Below are 17,062 nucleotides of genomic sequence, written 5' to 3' on the forward strand. Positions count from 1 at the left end.
ACACGCGGGCCGAATCCACCAACAAGAGGAATGTATTTTTCACGCTTAACTTAGCGGCATTGCACCACATCGAACTGTGGGTACCGGATCTCGCGCGCGCTGAGGAGAGCTGGGGCTGGCTGCTCGGCGAACTCGGCTGGCGGGAGTTCCAGCGCTGGCCCGCCGGGGTCAGCTGGAAGCACGGCACGACGTATCTGGTCGTCGAGTGCTCTCCCGCGCTCAGCGGCGAAAAGCACGAGCGGACCAACCCGGGCCTGAACCACCTCGCGCTGCACGTCGAGTCCCCCGATCGGGTGGACGAACTCGCCGCGAAGGCCGTCGAACACGGCTGGTCGCCGATGTTCGCGGAGAAGTATCCGTATGCGGGCGGTGATCACCACTACGCCGCGTACCTCGAAAACACCGATGGCTTCGAGGTCGAGTTGGTCGCACAACAGGGGAGCGACGTCACCCGGCCGGGTTAAGTCTCGCTACACTCGGCCATCATGCGCCTTTTTCGTGGGGGTCGGCGACCCGCCCGTGTCGTGGTGGCCGTCCTCGCGGCCGGCGCGATTCTCGTGGCGTGCAGTGACGGCCACACCCAGTCCCAGGCCGACGGCAAGGGCGGCGGGATCGGCGGGGCCCAGCAGACGCCGGGGGAGAAGCCCCGGCCGATGGACGTCGAACTCGCCACGGCCGATCCGCGCCAGAGCGGCGCCGTGGTCGCCGCGGGCGACCAGGACGCGGTCTACAACTACGGCCCGACCGTGATGCGGGACGGCGGCAAGCTCCGGATGTGGTGGTGCAGCCAGTACGGCAGCGCCCAGCCCGCCGGTGACGACATCCTCTACGCGCAGTCGCCGTCGCTCGACGGCCCGTTCACCGGCCCGTCCGGTGGCGGTCCGGCCGCGGTGTTCTCCGGCGCTCCCGGCGGCTTCGACGGCATGCACACCTGCGATCCGTCGGTGATCAAGGTCGGCTCGACCTACTACATGTATTACACGGGCGCGGCGGGCGATCACGCCCTCGGCAACTCGATCGGCCTCGCCACCAGCGCCGACGGCCTCACCTGGACCCGGGCCGCCGGCGGGCGGCCGATCATCGGGCCGTCGCACGACGTGCACCGCGCCAACGTCTACGGCGCGGGCCAGCCCTCGGCGGTGTACCTCGACGGCTGGTTCTACGTGCTCTTCACCGACACCACGGCCAAGGCCGCCGGCTGGAACGGTGCAGGGCAGTTCCTGTTGCGCGCCAAGGACGCGGCCTTCACCCAGGGCGTGGAGACGCTGGGGGAGCAGGGCTTCGTGGCGAAGCCCAGCACGATCTCGCCGCGCACCCGCTCCCTGGTCGACGGCTTCAGCACCGACCTGATGTGGGTCGGCGCACTCGACGCCTTCGTGATCGCGCACGAGACCGACACCGGCACCACGCTGACCTTCTGGACCAGGGACTTCACCGCGCAGCCGTACCGGCCGGTGATCATCCCCGGCGCCTGGAAGGAGGGCCCCGGCCTGGTCCGGCGGCCCGACGGGCACGCGCCGCTCTCCTCGGGCGACGTCTGCGACCGGGTCCCGTTCGACGTCGTCCGCGCCACGATCGTCGGCGGCGCGGGGGCGCCGACCGACCTCAGGCATTTCGGCCTGGACGTCCGCGGTTCGCGGGCCTGCGACGGCGACGCCCGGATCCGGACCGCGTTCGAAGGGGTCGCGATGCCTTCGCCGCAGCGGACGATCGACCTGGTGGCCGACGGGCGGCTGGTGCGGGTCGACCGGCGCTCGGTGGCGGCCGCGCTCGCGGGCGAGGTGGTGGACCAGCGGCTCAAGGCGGTCGAGAAGTTCCCGCAGGCGGCGCGCCTGAGCGCCGGGGCGAAGATGGTGCGCGCGCCCGGCCGGGGGGTCGCGGTGGTGCTCGACGGCAAGCTGTTCGCCGTGCCCGACGCCGGGGCGGCGGCGCTGAACGATTCGACCGTCGAGGAGATCAGCGATCAGGCCTGGGACGGCTTCCCGGCCGGTTTCTCGCTCGCGGGCTGAGCTTCGGCCTCGTCGTCTTCCTCTTCTTCCGCGGCGGGTTTGCCGATCCGGCCGCCGACGAACAGGCCGAGCCCGGCCGGGATGAGCACCAGCAGGGCCGAGAAGGCGGCGCCGCCGGTGAGCGCGCCGCCGAGTTCGGAGGCGCCGGTCTGGTCGACGAACACCGCGCGGCCGATCACGTACAGCACACCCGAGACCGGGCCGGCGATCAGCGCCGCGATGAACCAGTTCCTGCCGCGTTCGGGTTTGCCCTGCCAGGCGTCCACGGCGCTCCAGCCCGCCGCGGCGCCGACGAGGACGGCGAGGGCGAGCGAGGTGACGAGGGTCTTGTCGGTGGGGTTGAAGACCTCGTACTTGGCCAGCACGGTGACGGCCACGCCGTGCAGCAGCGCCATCACGAGTCCACGAGTCAGCCACGGTGCCATTGGGAGAGTTTAACTCGCCAGTAGCGACCCGCCCGCCCCCACGCATTCAGTCCTCTGAATGCACTGGACCCCTGTCCTCTGCGCGTGAAGCCCCTTCCCTCGGCTCAGCCGCGTGAAGGGGGCCTTCACGCGGCTGCACGCGGGTGGTGATTCCCCGCCCGACCGCGCCGGAAGTCCACCCGGCGCGGAGACGAAACAGGGTGCTGTCGATGAAGGATCTGGGACGTTCAACGTCCCAGATCCTTCATCAACGAGGAGAGAAGTGGAGGGTTCGAGACGTTCACCGTCCCGAACCCTCCGCTCCCGGCCACACCAGTAGGTCAGCGAACACGAGCGCCTAAGAGGCCTTCACGGACCGCCCCGTCCGGCAGCGGGCCGCCAGTACCGCGCCCACCCCCTAAACTCCATCACGTGCGTGAATACTTCTCTCGCCGCCGCGCGGCGCTGCGTTCCCTGCTGGCCGACTCCGGGGTGGACGCGCTGCTGGTCACCGACCTGCTCAACATCAGGTACCTGACCGGCTTCACCGGGTCCAACGCCGCTCTCCTCGTCCACGAGGGCGGCGACGACAAGACGATCTTCTGCACCGACGGCCGCTACACGGTCCAGGCGGCGACAGAGGTTCCTGACCTCGAACGGGTCCTCGACCGGGCGAGCGCGGCGAAGCTCGCCGATCTGGCGGCCGAAAAACACTTCGGCAAGGCCGGGTTCGAGAGCCAGCACGTCAGCGTCGAGCAGCACGAAGACCTCAAGGTGCGCTTCGACCGCGTCGAGCTGGTCAGGACGCCGAGGCTCGTCGAGCAGCTGCGGCTGGTCAAGGACGAGCAGGAGATCGAGGCGCTGCGCCAGGCGTGCGCGGCGGCCGACCGGGCGCTGGAGGACCTGGTCTCCGCCGGCGGGCTGCGGCCGGGCCGCACCGAGCTGGACGTCGCCCGCGACCTGGAGAACCGCATGCTCGGCCACGGGTCGACCGGGCCGTCGTTCGACACGATCGTCGCGGCGGGCGCCAACTCCGCGATCCCGCACCACCGGCCGACCTCGGCCGTGCTCGCGACCGGCGACTTCGTCAAGATCGACTTCGGCGCGACGGTCGACGGCTACCACTCCGACATGACCCGTACCTTCGTGCTCGGCAAGCCCGCGGCGTGGCAGGAGGAGGTCTACGAGCTGGTCCAGCGCGCGCAGGCGGCGGGCTGCGAAGCCGTCCTCCCCGGTGCCAAGGTGTCCGAAGTGGACAAAGCGGCCCGCGGTGTCATCGTCGACGCGGGACGCGGCGACGAGTTCGGTCACGGCCTCGGCCACGGCGTCGGACTGCAGGTGCACGAGGCGCCCAGTCTCGCTACCACGGGCGTCGGTACACTGACCGCCGGTATGGCGGTCACCGTCGAGCCTGGTGTGTATCTGCCCGGCCGCGGTGGCGTGCGCATCGAGGACACGCTGGTCGTGCGGGAAGGTACGCCCGAACTCCTCACACTGAGCACCAAGGAACTCGTGGTCGTCTGACGGCGGCCCGGAAGATCGACACAGGAGACTGCACACTCGTGGCCACCACCAACGACCTGAAGAACGGGCTCGTCCTCAACCTCGACGGCCAGCTGTGGACCGTCACCGCGTTCCAGCACGTCAAGCCGGGCAAGGGCGGCGCGTTCGTCCGCACGACGCTCAAGCACGTGCTGACCGGGAAGGTCGTCGACAAGACCTTCAACGCGGGCACGAAGGTCGATACGGCCACCGTCGACCGCCGGAACATGACCTACCTGTACAAGGAAGGTCAGGACTTCGTGTTCATGGACTCGGAGACCTACGACCAGATCACCGTGCTGGCCGAGACCGTCGGCGACAACGCGAACTACCTGCTCGAGAACACCGAGGTCCAGGTCGCGGTGCACGAGGGCGTGCCGCTGTACATCGAGCTGCCGACCTCGGTCGAGCTGCTCGTCCAGCACACCGACCCCGGCTTGCAGGGCGACCGCTCCACCGGTGGCACCAAGCCCGCCACCCTGGAGACCGGCGCCGAGATCCAGGTGCCGCTGTTCCTCACCACCGGCGAGAAGATCAAGGTCGACACCCGTGACGGCCGCTACCTGGGCCGCGTCTCCAGCTGATGGCCGACTCAGGTAAATCCGGCAAGTCCCCGAACCGCGGCGGGCCGATCAGCCGCCGTCAGGCCCGCAAGCGTGCCGTCGAGATGATGTACGAGGCCGCCCAGCGCGGCGCCGACGCGGTGACGCTGCTGGCGGACCGCGTCGGTTCGGTCGAGGTCGACCCGATCGGGGACTACACGATCTCGCTGGTCGAGGGGGTCACCGGGCGCAAGGCGCAGATCGACGAGCTGCTGTCCGAGCACGCCCAGGGCTGGACGCTGGACCGGATGCCGCCGGTGGATCTCGCGGTGCTGCGGGTCGGCGTCTACGAGCTGCTGTGGGCCGAGGACGTGCCGGACCCGGTCGCCATCGACGAGGCCGTCGGGCTGGCGAAGGAGCTGTCGACCGACGACTCGCCGCGGTTCGTGAACGGCGTGCTCGGCCGGATCGGCACGATCGCCGACAGGCTCAGGGCCGTTCTCTAGAAAGACGTACTACAACGGGCCGTGTCCTCTGCCGAGGGCACGGCCCGTTCTCGTGCTCGGTGGTGCCGTCTGGCGTTTCCGGTCCCCCCGGACCGAAAACGTCGCCATTTTCAGTCCTCTTTGGACGGTCGAGCTTCCGGCGGCAGCACACCCCAGTCGATCAGCTGCTCGGTGAGCTCGCCGGGGGTCATGTCGTAGATGATCGCGAGGGAGCGCAGGTCCTCGGTGCGGATGGAGAGCACCTTGCCGTTGTAGTCGCCTCGCTGGCTCTGGATGGTGGCCGCGTAGCGGGCGAGTGGCCCGACCTTCTCGGCGGGGAGCTGCTGGAGCCGCTCCAGGTTGATGACGATCTTCGTGGCGGGCTCGGCGCCCGACGGCACCCGTCCCTCCGGCAGCAGCTCGACCACCGGCACACCGTAGAAATCGGCGAGTTCGGCGAGCTTCTGCACGGTGACGGCGCGGTCGCCGCGCTCGTACGAACCGACGACGACGGCCTTCCACCGGCCTCCGGACTTCTGCTCGACCCCGTGCAGGGACAGGCCCTGCTGCTGGCGGATCCCGCGGAGCTTGGCCCCGAGCGCCTTGGCGTAATCGCCCATCTGGTGGTTCTCCGTTTCCTCACCCCCAACCGGTCGGGATGACCGGTCCAGGGGACTCCTAGAGTCGAATACTCAGAGTAATGGTTACGCATAGTTGTCACCAGGTCAAGCGGGTGCTTTCGCGAGGTCTTCGTCACCTGGGGCGCGCCACCCGTAAGAATGAGCGCCCGCTCCTGCTAGTGTCGACTCGATTTCCTCGCCACGCAGGAAGTCGACGTCCTTTAAGGACCCGTCCAGAGAGGCGGGGAAGGAGGTCCGCCTTGTCGTCACGTCCACGTGGCGCGGCGGAACCGGCGGGAGAGCGTGAGCTGCTCTCGTCCGGCGATGTCGCGCGCACGATCGCCCGAATGGCCCATCAGGTCATCGAGAAGACCGCTCTCGGTGCCGGGGGCTCGACTCCACCCGTGTTGCTGGGCATCCCCACCCGGGGTACCCCGCTCGCCCTGCGGCTCGCGGACAAGATCGCCGAGTTCTCCGGCATCCGTCCGCCGACAGGCGCGCTGGACATCACGCTCTACCGCGATGATCTCCGCCGCCGCCCGCCCCGCGCGCTCGAGCATTCGCAGCTGCCGCCGACCGGGATCGACGACGCGGTGGTGATCCTGGTCGACGACGTGCTGTTCTCCGGCCGCACCATCCGCGCCGCCCTCGACGCCCTGCGCGATCACGGCCGCCCGCGCGCGGTCCAGCTGGCCGTGCTGGTCGACCGCGGTCACCGCGAACTGCCGATCCGCGCCGACTACGTGGGCAAGAACGTGCCCACCTCGCGCGCCGAAGGGATCGAGGTCCTGTTGTCCGAAGTGGACGGACGGGACACGGTTCTGCTGCGGTCGTTGAACGAGAGCGCTTCACCAGAAGGAGATCGATCGTGAAGCACCTGCTCGCCACCGACGGGCTCGACCCGGCGCTCGCGACAGCCGTGCTGGACACCGCCGAAGAGCTCAAGCACACCCTGCTGGGCCGCGAGGTCCGCAAGCTCCCGACGTTGCGGGGCCGCACCGTCATCACGCTGTTCTACGAGAACTCGACCCGCACCCGCGTCTCGTTCGAGATCGCCGGGAAGTGGATGAGCGCCGACGTGATCAACGTCTCCGCGTCCAGTTCCTCGGTCAACAAGGGCGAATCGCTGCGGGACACCGCGTTGACGCTCGCCGCGGCCGGCGCCGACTGCGTGATCATCCGGCACCCCGCCTCCGGGGCGGCGCAGCGGCTTTCGGGCTGGCTCGCCGAGGCGGGGACGGCGGTCGTCAACGCCGGCGACGGTACGCACGAGCATCCGACCCAGGCGCTGCTCGACGCGGCGACGCTGCGGGAGCGGCTGGGCTCGCTGGAGGGCCGCCGCATCGGGATCGTCGGCGACGTCCTGCACAGCCGGGTCGCGCGGTCGAACATCCACCTGCTGTCGGCGCTGGGCGCCGAGGTGGTGCTCGTCGCGCCGCCGACGCTGCTGCCCGCGGGCGTGGAAAGCCTGCCGGTCACCGTGTCGCACGAACTCGACGCCGAGCTGCCCGCCCTCGACGCGGTCATGATGCTGCGGGTCCAGGCGGAGCGCATGCACGGGGGCTTCTTCCCGAGCGCACGCGAGTACTCGATCGCCTACGGCCTCAACGAACGGCGGATGAAGCTGCTGCCGGAGCACGCCGTCGTCCTGCACCCCGGCCCGATGCTGCGCGGGATGGAGATCGCCTCGGCGGTCGCCGACTCCCCGGCCTCGGCCATCACCGAACAGGTCCGCAACGGCGTCCACGTGCGCATGGCGGTCCTCTACCACCTGCTCGCCAGCGAAGGAGCCACCGCGTGACCACCGTCCTGATCAAGGGCGCCCGACCCTACGGCGAGGGCGATCCGGTCGACGTGCTCGTCGAGGACGGCGTCATCACCGACATCGGTGCCCTCGACGTCCCCGGCGACGACACAGCCGTCGAAGTCATCGACGCGGGCGGCCAGGTGCTCCTCCCCGGGTTCGTCGACCTGCACACCCACCTGCGCGAACCCGGCCGCGAGGACACCGAGACGATCGCCACCGGTTCGGCCGCGGCCGCGCTCGGCGGCTACACCGCGGTGTTCGCCATGGCCAACACCGATCCGGTGGCCGACAACGCGGTGATCGTCGACCACGTGTGGCGGCGCGGCCAGGAGGCCGGGCTCGTCGACGTGCACCCGGTCGGCGCGGTCACCGTGGGGCTCAAGGGCGAGAAGCTCGCCGAACTGGGCACCATGGCGAAATCCGAGGCCCGGGTGAAGGTCTTCTCCGACGACGGCCTCTGCGTCGCGGACCCGCTGCTGATGCGCCGCGCGCTGGAGTACTCGACCTCGCTCGGCGTCGTCATCGCGCAGCACGCCGAGGAGCCCAGGCTGACCGTCGGCGCCCAGGCGCACGAAGGCGAACGCGCCGCGCGCCTCGGCTACACCGGCTGGCCCGCGTCGGCGGAGGAGTCGATCGTCGCCCGTGACTGCCTGCTCGCCGAGCACGCGAACGCGCGGTTGCACGTCTGCCACGTTTCGACCTCGGGCACCGCGGACATCCTGAAGTGGGCCAAGGAGCGCGGCACCCGGGTCTCGGCCGAGGTCACCCCGCACCATCTGCTGCTGACCGACGAGCGGCTGTCGACCTACGACCCGGTCAACAAGGTCAACCCGCCGCTGCGCACCGAGTCCGACGCCGAGAAGCTGCGCGCCGCGCTGGCCGAGGGCGTCATCGACTGCGTCGCCACCGACCACGCGCCGCACGCGGTCCAGGACAAGGACTGCGAGTGGAGTTCCGCCCGGCCCGGGATGCTCGGGCTCCAGACCGCGCTGTCGATCGTGGTCGAGACCATGGTCCGCACCGGCCTGCTGGACTGGCGGGGCGTCGCGCGGGTGATGAGCGAGCGGCCCGCCGAGATCGGGAACCTGTCCGACCACGGCCGTCCGATCGAGGTCGGTGAACCGGCGAACCTGACGCTGGTGGACCCGGACACCGAATGGACCGTGCGCGGAGCCGAGTTCGCGAGCATCGCGGCGAACACCCCGTACGAAGGAATGCGGCTCCCCGGCGTGGTGACGGCGACGTTGCTGCGCGGGCGGATCACCGCACGGGAAGGGAAGATCGCACAATGAGCGACCGGATCCTGCTGACCCTGGCGGTCTTCGCCTTCTTCCTGCTCTGCGTCTTCCTGATGTGGCGCGGCTGGCGGCGCAAGTCGCGGACCCAGAGCGTCCAGGTGCCGCCGTTCGCCGAGATCCCCGCCGACCCCGGTGCGGCGTTGCTCGAATCGACCGGTCTCTACGTCAGCACGACCACCGCCGGGCACTGGCAGGACCGCGTGGTCACGCGCGGCGCGGGGCTGCGCACCGGAGCGGTGTGGCGGTTGCACGAAGACGGTATCGCCATCGAACGCGGCGGCGCCCCGGACTTCTGGATCCCGCGCGCCTCGGTCACCGGCGTCCGCAAGGACAAGGGGATGGCCGGGAAGGTGATGGGCATCGACGCGCTGCTCGTCATCACCTGGCTGGCCGGGGACGTCGAACTGGACACCGGATTCCGCGGCGACGACGTCGACGACTATCCACAGTGGATCGAAGCTTTGCAAGACACCCGCAACGACATCAAGGGAGGTGCCTGATGAGCACCGTGAACGGCACCCGTGCGCCTGCCGCGCTGGTACTCGAAGACGGCCGGATCTTCCGCGGCTCCGCGTACGGCGCCCGTGGCCGCAGCTTGGGCGAGGCGGTGTTCTGCACCGGCATGACCGGCTACCAGGAGACGCTGACCGACCCCTCCTACCACCGCCAGATCGTGGTCCAGACCGCGCCGCAGATCGGCAACACCGGCTGGAACGACGAGGACGACGAGTCCTCGCGCATCTGGGTCTCGGGCTACGTCGTCCGCGACCCGGCGCGCACGCCGTCCAACTGGCGCTCCAAGCGCACGCTGGACGAGGAACTGGAGCGCCAGGGCGTCGTCGGGATCTCCGAAGTGGACACTCGCACGCTGACCCGGCACCTGCGCGAGCAGGGCGCCATGCGGTCCGGCGTCTTCTCGGGTGACGCGCTCGGCACCGACGAGGAGATGCTCGCCGAGGTGAAGGCCAGCCCGCAGATGAAGGGCGCCGACCTCGCCGGCGAGGTCACCACGAAGCAGGCGTACGTGGTCAAGGCGCAGGGGGAGACCCGCTTCCGCGTCGCCGCGCTGGACCTGGGCATCAAGTCCAACACCCCGCGCATGATGGCCGCGCGCGGCATCGAGGTGCACGTGCTGCCCTCGCCGTCCACTGTGGACGAACTGCTCGCTGTCGAGGCCGACGGTGTCTTTCTCTCCAACGGTCCCGGCGACCCGGCGACCACCGCGCACGCGACGGAGCTGACGAAAGCCGTGCTGCAGCGGGAAATCCCGCTGTTCGGCATCTGCTTCGGCAACCAGATCCTCGGCCGCGCGCTGGGCCTGGGCACCTACAAGATGCGCTACGGCCACCGCGGGATCAACATCCCGGTGATCGACGTGGCGACGAAACGGGTCGCGATCACCGCGCAGAACCACGGCTTCGCCCTCGAAGGCGAACCGGGTCAGCGGTTCGAGACGCCGTTCGGCGCCGCGCAGATCTCGCACTACTGCCCGAACGACGACACCGTCGAAGGTGTCCGCGCGTTCGACGTCCCCGCGTTCTCGGTGCAGTACCACCCCGAGGCCGCCGCCGGCCCGCACGACGCGGCCCCCCTGTTCGATGAGTTCGTGAGCTTGATGGAGAAGGCCAAGTAATGCCGAAGAGGACAGACATCCAGCACGTGCTGGTCATCGGCTCCGGGCCGATCGTGATCGGGCAGGCCGCCGAGTTCGACTACTCCGGCACCCAGGCCTGCCGCGTGCTCCGCGAAGAGGGCCTGCGGGTCTCGCTGGTGAACTCGAACCCGGCGACGATCATGACCGACCCCGAGTTCGCCGACGCCACCTACATCGAGCCGGTCACCCCGGAATTCGTCGAGAAGGTCATCGCCGAGGAGCGCCCCGACGCGATCCTCGCGACCCTCGGCGGGCAGACGGCGCTGAACTGCGCCGTCGCCCTGCACGAGCGCGGTGTGCTGGAGAAGTACGGCGTCGAGCTGATCGGCGCCGACGTCGAAGCCATCCAGCGCGGCGAGGACCGGCAGAAGTTCAAGGACATCGTCCGCACGATCGGCGCCGAGGTGCCGCGTTCGCGGGTCTGCCACGACATGGACGAGGTCCGCGCGACCGTCGCCGAGGTCGGTCTCCCGGTGGTCATCCGGCCGTCGTTCACCATGGGCGGGCTCGGCTCGGGCATGGCGCACACCGACGCGGAACTGGAGCGCCTCGCCTCCACCGGGCTCACCGAGTCGCCGGTCACCGAGGTGCTCATCGAGGAGAGCGTCCTCGGCTGGAAGGAGTTCGAACTCGAGCTCATGCGCGACCGGCACGACAACGTGGTGGTCGTCTGCTCGATCGAGAACATCGACGCGATGGGCGTGCACACCGGCGACTCGGTCACCGTCGCGCCCGCGATGACCCTGACCGACCGCGAGTACCAGCACATGCGCGACGTCGGCATCGCGGTGCTGCGTGAGGTCGGCGTCGACACCGGCGGCTGCAACATCCAGTTCGCGATCAACCCGGCCGACGGCCGCATGGTCGTCATCGAGATGAACCCGCGCGTCTCCCGCTCCAGCGCGCTGGCGTCGAAGGCGACCGGGTTCCCGATCGCCAAGATCGCCGCGAAACTCGCCATCGGCTACACGCTCGACGAGATCCGCAACGACATCACCGGCGAGACCCCGGCGGCCTTCGAGCCGACGCTGGACTACGTCGTGGTGAAGGTGCCGCGGTTCGCCTTCGAGAAGTTCCCCGGCGCGGACCCGACGCTGACCACGACGATGAAGAGCGTCGGCGAGGCGATGTCGTTCGGCCGCAGCTTCCCCGAGGCACTCGGCAAGGCACTGCGGTCCATCGACACCAAGGCCACCGGCTTCTGGACCCGCCCCGATCCCGAAGGCGCGACCAAGGAGTCCATTTTGGACGCTTTGCGCACGCCGCACGACGGGCGGATCTACGAGGTCGAGCGGGCGCTGCGGTTCGGCGCCACGGTCGAGGAGATCCACGAAGCCTCGGGCATCGACCCGTGGTTCATCGACCAGATCGCCCTCATCGGCGAGGTCGGCGCCGAGGTCCGCGACGCGCAGGTGCTCGACGAGCCGCTGCTGCGCCGCGCCAAGCGCACCGGGCTCTCCGACCGCCAGATCGCCGCGCTGCGGCCGGAACTGGCCGGGGAGGACGGCGTCCGCGCGCTGCGCCGCCGTCTCGGCGTGCGGCCGGTGTACAAGACCGTCGACACCTGCGCGGCCGAGTTCGCGGCCAAGACGCCGTACCACTACTCGGCCTACGAGACCGACCCCGCCGCGCAGTCGGAGATCACCGCGCAGTCCGACAAGCCGAAGGTGCTCATCCTCGGCTCCGGGCCGAACCGCATCGGGCAGGGCATCGAGTTCGACTACTCGTGCGTGCACGCCGCGATCGCGCTGCGCGAGGCCGGTTTCGAGGCCGTCATGGTCAACTGCAACCCCGAGACCGTCTCCACCGACTACGACACCTCGGACAGGCTCTACTTCGAGCCGCTCTCGTTCGAGGACGTCCTGGAAGTGGTCAACGCCGAGCAGGAGTCGGGCACCGTCGCCGGGGTCATCGTGCAGCTGGGCGGCCAGACCCCGCTCTCGCTCGCGAAGCGCCTCGCCGACGCCGGTGTCCCGGTGATCGGCACCTCCCCGGACGCGATCCACCTCGCCGAGGACCGCGGCGCGTTCGGCGAGGTCCTCACCGACGCCGGGCTGCCCGCGCCGAAGTACGGCACGGCGACCTCGTTCGAGGGCGCGAAGCGGATCGCCGACAAGATCGGCTACCCGGTCCTGGTGCGGCCGTCCTACGTGCTCGGCGGACGCGGCATGGAGATCGTCTACGACGAGGAGTCCCTCGCCGGCTACATCCACCGCGCCACCGAGGTCACCCCCGAGCATCCGGTGCTGGTGGACCGCTTCCTCGACGACGCCATCGAGATCGACGTCGACGCGCTCTTCGACGGCGACGAGCTGTACCTGGGCGGCGTCATGGAGCACATCGAGGAGGCCGGGATCCACTCCGGTGACTCCTCGTGCGCGCTGCCGCCGATCACGCTGGGCCGGACCGACATCGAGACGGTGCGCCGCTCGACCGAGGCCATCGCGCGCGGCGTCGGCGTCCGCGGGCTGCTGAACGTCCAGTACGCGCTCAAGGACGACGTCCTCTACGTCCTGGAGGCCAACCCGCGTGCCTCGCGGACGGTGCCGTTCGTGTCCAAGGCCACCGCGGTGCCGCTGGCGAAGGCCGCGGCGCTGATCATGACCGGCTCGTCGATCAAGGACCTCCGCGAGAGCGGCCTGCTGCCCGCCGAAGGCGACGGGGGCCACATGCCCGCCGATTCGCCGGTCGCGGTCAAGGAGGCGGTCCTGCCGTTCCACCGCTTCCGCACCCCCGAGGGCCACGGAGTCGACTCGCTGCTCGGCCCGGAGATGAAGTCCACCGGCGAGGTCATGGGCGTCGACGTGTCCTTCGGCAAGGCGTTCGCCAAGTCGCAGGCCGGGGCCTACGGTTCGCTGCCGACGTCGGGCAAGGTGTTCGTCTCCGTCGCCAACCGCGACAAGCGTTCGCTGGTGTTCCCGGTGAAGCGGCTGGCGGATCTCGGCTTCGAGATCCTCGCCACCTCCGGTACGGCGGAAGTGTTGCGGCGCAACGGGATCGCCTGCACCGTCGTGCGCAAGCACTACGAAGGTTCGGCCGAAGGGGAGCAGAACGTCGTGGACGTCATCCTCAGCGGCGAGGTGCAGATGGTGATCAACACCCCGTACGGCAACAGCGGTCCGCGCATCGACGGCTACGAGATCCGCACCGCCGCGGTGTCGCGGGACATCCCGTGCATCACCACGGTGCAGGGCGCCGCGGCGGCCGTGCACGGGATAGAGGCCGTCATCAAGGGCGACATCGGCGTGCGGTCGCTGCAGAGCCTGCAGGCGGCGCTGAAGGCCAAGGCATGACCGAACGGTTCGGGGCGAGGCTGGCGCGGGCGGTCGCGGAGAAGGGACCGCTCTGCGCCGGGATCGACCCCCATCCGGGGTTGCTCCGGGCGTGGGGTCTCCCGGCGGACGCGGCGGGCCTGGAGAAGTTCGCTCTCACGGCCGCTGAGGCGATCGCGCCCGAGGTCGCGGTGATCAAGCCCCAGTCGGCCTTTTTCGAGGCCTACGGGCCTCCTGGGGTCGCTGTTCTGGCCAAGACGATGAAGGTGTGCCGGGAAGCGGGCGCGCTCGTCCTGCTGGACGTCAAACGCGGCGACATCGGTTCGACGATGGCGGCGTACACGGCGGCGTTCCTGCCCGCGGGCGCGGAACTCGAGGCGGACGCCATCACGGTGTCGCCGTACCTCGGGTTCGGTTCGCTGGCGCCCGCGATCGACGTCGCGCAGGCACAGGGCAAGGGGTTGATCGTGCTCGCGCGCACCTCGAACCCGGAGGCGCAGGGACTGCAGAACGCCTTGCTGCCCAACGGAAAGACCGTCGCACAGGACATCGTCGACACGGCGGCCGCGTACAACGCGGGCGTCGGTCCGCTGGGTGACATCGGTGTCGTCGTCGGCGCCACCATCGCGCCGGGGGAGCTCGATCTGAGCAACCTGAACGGTCCGATCCTGGCGCCCGGTTTCGGGGCCCAGGGAGCCACCGTGGCCGATCTCCGGGGCCTTTTCGGCCCAGGACTCCCGGGTGTGCTCCCGGCGTCGTCTCGCGACGTCCTCAAGCACGGACCGGACCCCGAGGCGTTGCGTGCGGCCGTTCGGCGGACACGGGATTCCCTCGGTCCCCTGGAAAACGGCCAATAGCAGGCCCGGGAATCGGTCATGACCAGCCACCCCCGCATTGTGGGCCGAGGTAACGGGTGGGTACCGTCGCCACACCCACCCAGATTTGAGAACTACCGGAGGAAAACGTGGCACTTCCCCAGCTGACAGAGGAACAGCGCGCTGCGGCGCTGGAGAAGGCCGCCGCCGCCCGCCGCATCCGTGCTGAGCTGAAGGAGCGGCTGAAGCGGGGCGGTACCACTCTGGTCGACGTGTTGAAGCAGGCCGAGGAGAACGAAGTCCTCGGCAAGATGAAGGTCTCGGCTCTGCTCGAGGCTCTTCCGGGCGTCGGCAAGGTCCGTGCCCAGCAGACCATGGAACGACTGGAGATCGCACCCAGCCGTCGTCTTCGCGGCCTCGGCGACCGGCAGCGCAAGGCGCTGCTGGCCGAATTCAGCGGCGAGTGAGCGGCGACGGTCAGGACCACCCGGTGAACCCGGGCGCTGACCGCGGCGGTGAGCCGGTGGCGGGAGTTTTTTCCCGGCACCGGCTCACGGTCGTATCGGGGCCTTCGGGAGTCGGGAAGTCGAGCGTGGTGGGGGAGCTGCGCAAGCTGGATCCGGAGATCTATTTCAGCGTCTCGGTCACCACCCGGAAGCCGAGGCCGGGTGAGGTCGACGGCGAGCATTACCACTTCATCGACCGAGCCGAGTTCGACCGCATGGTCGCCGACGGCAGGCTGCTGGAGCACGCCGAGTTCACCGGCAACTGCTACGGCACGCCCCGGGAGCCCGTCGAGCGGGCTCTGGCGGGCGGGCGCAACGCGGTTCTGGAGATCGAACTCCAGGGCGCGCGGCAGGTCCGCAAGGCGATGCCGGAGGCCCGGCTGGTGATGCTGATGCCGCCGTCGTGGGACGAACTGGTCGGCAGGCTGACCGGCCGCGGCACCGAGAACCAGGCGGCCGTGCAGGCCAGGCTGGCCGAGGCCGAACGCGAACTGGCCGCCGCCGGCGAGTTCGACGAGCGCGTCGTCAACGCCGACGTGCGGGACGCCGCCGAGCAGTTGCTAAACTTGATAACCGGCGACCAGAACTTTGAAGATTCGGAGCACCACGAGTGACCCAGGCCATCCTGAACGAAGAACTCGAAGGCATCACCAACCCGCCCATCGACGACCTGCTCGAAAAGGTCAGCTCGAAGTACGCGTTGGCGATCTACGCGGCCAAGCGCGCTCGTCAGATCAACGACTACTACGCCCAGCTGGGCGAGGGCCTGCTCGAGTACGTCGGCCCGCTGGTCGAGCCGGGTCCGCGCGAGAAGCCGCTGTCCATCGCCCTGCGCGAGATCCACGGTGGCCTGCTCGAGCACACCGAGGGTGAATAAGCCCCGCGTCGTACTGGGCGTAGGCGGCGGGATCGCCGCTTACAAGGCCTGTGAGGTCCTGCGCGGACTGACCGAATCCGGTCACGACGTCCGCGTGGTCCCCACCGAAGCCGCGCTGAACTTCGTCGGCGCGGCCACCTTCGAGGCATTGTCGGGGAACCCGGTGCACACCGGCGTGTTCACCGAGGTGCCCGAAGTCCAGCACGTCCGCGTCGGCAAGGAAGCCGATCTGGTGATCGTCGTGCCCGCCACGGCGAACCTGCTCGCCAAGGCCGCGCACGGCATCGCGGACGACCTGCTGACGAACACCCTGCTCACCGCCCGGTGCCCGGTCGCCTTCTTCCCGGCGATGCATACCGAGATGTGGGAGCACCCGGCCACCCGTGACAACGTGGCGCTGCTGCGCTCGCGGGGCCTGGTCGTCGCCGAACCCGCCGCGGGCAGGCTCACCGGGGCCGACACCGGCAAGGGGCGCCTGGCCGACCCGGCCGAGATCGTCGACCTCGCCCGGCTCCTGCTCGCCGTGCCGAAGGCCCTCCCGCGCGACCTCGAAGGCGTGCGCGTGGCGATTTCGGCCGGTGGCACCCGTGAACCGCTGGACCCGGTCCGGTACCTGGGGAACCGCTCGTCGGGCAAACAGGGCTACGCGCTGGCCAGGGTCGCCGCCCAGCGCGGTGCCGAGGTCACGCTGGTCGCCGCGCACACCATCGCGCTCCCGGAACCGGCGGGCGCGAAGGTCGTCCACGTGTCCACCGCCGAGGAGATGCGCCGGGCGATGCACGCCGAGGCCGCCTCCGCCGACGTCGTCGTGATGGCCGCCGCCGTCGCCGACTTCCGGCCGTCGAACCGGGCCGAGCACAAGATCAAGAAGTCCGATGACACGCCGGACCCCGTCGTCGAACTGGCGCGCAACGCCGACATCCTGGCCGAACTGGTGCGAAACCGGGCAGAAGGTCAGCTGGTAGTGGGCTTCGCCGCGGAAACAGGAGACGACAAGGGTGGCGTACTCGATCACGCCAGGGTCAAATTGAAGCGCAAGGGTGCTGACTTGCTGGTGGTGAACGCCGTCGGTGAGGGAAAGGCGTTCGGGACCGAGGACAACTCGGGCTGGCTGCTCGGCGCGGACGGGACCGAGATCCCGATCCCGCTCGGCGCGAAGGCCGAACTGGCGTCCACATTGTGGGACGCTGTTGTGACCTTGATGAAGCGTTGACCGCCGCTCGAACGATAG

The 17,062-nt window shown here is 69.7% G+C and carries 17 protein-coding genes and 1 pseudogene; 16 read left to right on the forward strand and 2 right to left on the reverse strand.

The features are described from left to right. Window positions 1-62 precede the first annotated feature (62 nt). Both L324_RS38645 and L324_RS38650 read left to right on the forward strand, forming a co-directional pair. Window positions 63-464, forward strand: a pseudogene (locus L324_RS38645) (VOC family protein); the annotation flags it as partial. A 60-nt stretch (window positions 465-524) separates the two neighbouring features. Further along, window positions 525-2,009 carry a glycoside hydrolase family protein gene (locus L324_RS38650; protein WP_037320831.1) on the forward strand — a complete coding sequence of 495 codons (1,485 nt, stop codon included), beginning with the start codon at window positions 525-527 and terminating at the stop codon, window positions 2,007-2,009. Here L324_RS38650 and L324_RS38655 read toward each other — a convergent pair. After that, on the reverse strand, window positions 1,964-2,404 hold the full coding sequence (locus L324_RS38655; protein ID WP_037320833.1) for a B-4DMT family transporter: 441 nt from the start codon (window positions 2,402-2,404) through the stop codon (window positions 1,964-1,966). The two genes, L324_RS38650 and L324_RS38655, sit on opposite strands and share 46 nt — an antisense overlap. 441 nt (window positions 2,405-2,845) lie before the next feature. Between L324_RS38655 and L324_RS38660 the strand changes: the two genes are divergently transcribed. Genes L324_RS38660 through nusB form a run of 3 tightly spaced genes read left to right on the forward strand, consistent with a single transcriptional unit; the run spans window position 2,846 to window position 5,003 of the window. Beyond that, complete coding sequence (locus L324_RS38660) at window positions 2,846-3,937, forward strand: M24 family metallopeptidase (RefSeq protein WP_037320835.1); 1,092 nt, start codon at window positions 2,846-2,848, stop codon at window positions 3,935-3,937. A gap of 38 nt (window positions 3,938-3,975) precedes the next feature. Beyond that, window positions 3,976-4,539 (forward strand): elongation factor P, encoded by a 564-nt coding sequence (gene efp, locus L324_RS38665; RefSeq protein WP_037320836.1) that lies wholly within the window; start codon window positions 3,976-3,978, stop codon window positions 4,537-4,539. Next, window positions 4,539-5,003 carry a transcription antitermination factor NusB gene (nusB, locus tag L324_RS38670; protein ID WP_037320839.1) on the forward strand — a complete coding sequence of 155 codons (465 nt, stop codon included), beginning with the start codon at window positions 4,539-4,541 and terminating at the stop codon, window positions 5,001-5,003. Before efp ends, nusB begins: the two co-directional genes overlap by 1 nt. Before the next feature lie 110 nt (window positions 5,004-5,113). Here nusB and bldD read toward each other — a convergent pair whose 3' ends face one another. Beyond that, a complete protein-coding gene (gene bldD / locus L324_RS38675; RefSeq protein WP_003096372.1) occupies window positions 5,114-5,602 on the reverse strand; it encodes a transcriptional regulator BldD in 489 nt (162 codons plus the stop codon). A gap of 260 nt (window positions 5,603-5,862) precedes the next feature. Between bldD and pyrR the strand changes: the two genes are divergently transcribed. The 11 genes from pyrR to coaBC all read left to right on the forward strand — a co-directional run bounded on the left by pyrR (window position 5,863) and on the right by coaBC (window position 17,044). Next, a complete protein-coding gene (pyrR, locus tag L324_RS38680; protein ID WP_037320844.1) occupies window positions 5,863-6,474 on the forward strand; it encodes a bifunctional pyr operon transcriptional regulator/uracil phosphoribosyltransferase PyrR in 612 nt (203 codons plus the stop codon). Then, the gene (locus L324_RS38685; RefSeq protein ID WP_037320846.1) at window positions 6,471-7,403 is read left to right on the forward strand and encodes an aspartate carbamoyltransferase catalytic subunit; all 933 of its coding nucleotides are present in this window, start codon (window positions 6,471-6,473) and stop codon (window positions 7,401-7,403) included. Before pyrR ends, L324_RS38685 begins: the two co-directional genes overlap by 4 nt. Beyond that, window positions 7,400-8,701 (forward strand): dihydroorotase, encoded by a 1,302-nt coding sequence (locus L324_RS38690; protein WP_037320848.1) that lies wholly within the window; start codon window positions 7,400-7,402, stop codon window positions 8,699-8,701. Before L324_RS38685 ends, L324_RS38690 begins: the two co-directional genes overlap by 4 nt. Further along, window positions 8,698-9,207, forward strand: a complete 510-nt coding sequence (locus tag L324_RS38695) for a PH-like domain-containing protein (protein ID WP_037320850.1) — start codon at window positions 8,698-8,700, stop codon at window positions 9,205-9,207. Before L324_RS38690 ends, L324_RS38695 begins: the two co-directional genes overlap by 4 nt. Next, entirely contained in the window at window positions 9,207-10,340 is a 1,134-nt protein-coding gene (gene carA / locus L324_RS38700; protein ID WP_037320852.1) for a glutamine-hydrolyzing carbamoyl-phosphate synthase small subunit, read from the forward strand. The genes L324_RS38695 and carA overlap by 1 nt, the downstream gene beginning before the upstream one ends. After that, complete coding sequence (gene carB, locus L324_RS38705) at window positions 10,340-13,654, forward strand: carbamoyl-phosphate synthase large subunit (RefSeq protein ID WP_037320854.1); 3,315 nt, start codon at window positions 10,340-10,342, stop codon at window positions 13,652-13,654. The genes carA and carB overlap by 1 nt, the downstream gene beginning before the upstream one ends. Beyond that, complete coding sequence (pyrF, locus tag L324_RS38710; protein WP_037320856.1) at window positions 13,651-14,490, forward strand: orotidine-5'-phosphate decarboxylase; 840 nt, start codon at window positions 13,651-13,653, stop codon at window positions 14,488-14,490. Before carB ends, pyrF begins: the two co-directional genes overlap by 4 nt. Before the next feature lie 107 nt (window positions 14,491-14,597). Next, a complete protein-coding gene (gene mihF / locus L324_RS38715) occupies window positions 14,598-14,915 on the forward strand; it encodes an integration host factor, actinobacterial type (protein WP_003096398.1) in 318 nt (105 codons plus the stop codon). Further along, on the forward strand, window positions 14,912-15,568 hold the full coding sequence (gene gmk, locus L324_RS38720) for a guanylate kinase (protein ID WP_051174370.1): 657 nt from the start codon (window positions 14,912-14,914) through the stop codon (window positions 15,566-15,568). Before mihF ends, gmk begins: the two co-directional genes overlap by 4 nt. Next, window positions 15,565-15,831, forward strand: coding sequence for a DNA-directed RNA polymerase subunit omega (gene rpoZ, locus L324_RS38725; RefSeq protein WP_037320858.1), 267 nt, complete (start codon window positions 15,565-15,567; stop codon window positions 15,829-15,831). Before gmk ends, rpoZ begins: the two co-directional genes overlap by 4 nt. Then, complete coding sequence (gene coaBC, locus L324_RS38730; protein WP_037320860.1) at window positions 15,824-17,044, forward strand: bifunctional phosphopantothenoylcysteine decarboxylase/phosphopantothenate--cysteine ligase CoaBC; 1,221 nt, start codon at window positions 15,824-15,826, stop codon at window positions 17,042-17,044. Before rpoZ ends, coaBC begins: the two co-directional genes overlap by 8 nt. Window positions 17,045-17,062 lie beyond the last annotated feature (18 nt).

It is taken from the genome of Amycolatopsis orientalis DSM 40040 = KCTC 9412, assembly GCF_000478275.1.
Taxonomy (GTDB): domain Bacteria; phylum Actinomycetota; class Actinomycetes; order Mycobacteriales; family Pseudonocardiaceae; genus Amycolatopsis; species Amycolatopsis orientalis.